The 385-nt window shown below is 63.9% G+C and carries 1 protein-coding gene; it reads left to right on the top strand.

Features of this window, described 5'->3' with window-relative positions:
• The coding region (locus tag FJV41_RS57720) for a hypothetical protein (protein WP_220138086.1) at positions 1–211 on the top strand (211 nt) is incomplete at its 5' end.
• Positions 212–385: the final 174 nt, after the last annotated feature.

The following is a 385-nucleotide window of genomic DNA, read 5'->3' as shown; positions in this document are numbered from 1 at the left end:
GCACCGCATCGTGACCTTCGGCGGCCAGGCGCTCACGCCCGCGGTGGTCGAAAGCCCCTACATCATCCGCGTGGCGATCGCGCTCTTCATGGTGGCGGCCAGCATTCCCGGCCGCTCGGAGATCTGCCACGCCGGGCCGATCCGGCGGGCCCATCCGCGGTTCGTGGAGAACCTGCGCAGCCTGGGGGCGCAGGTCGAGTGGAAGGATTAGCGGGCCGGGTTGCGGCGGGCGGATGTGCGTATCGACCCGCGCGTAAAACGGGGCGTGGCGCTGAATGCGACTCCTGGGTCTCTCGATGTCTGATTGAAAAGCGCATTACTTGTGAAAAAGTAGTGCGTTTATTAAACTCTGCCCGCATGAGCCAAGCCGAACACATTCTTGAGC

It is taken from the genome of Myxococcus llanfairpwllgwyngyllgogerychwyrndrobwllllantysiliogogogochensis (assembly GCF_006636215.1).
In the GTDB taxonomy this organism is placed as follows: domain Bacteria; phylum Myxococcota; class Myxococcia; order Myxococcales; family Myxococcaceae; genus Myxococcus; species Myxococcus llanfairpwllgwyngyllgogerychwyrndrobwllllantysiliogogogochensis.
This window is presented reverse-complemented; position numbering and strand designations above follow the sequence as displayed.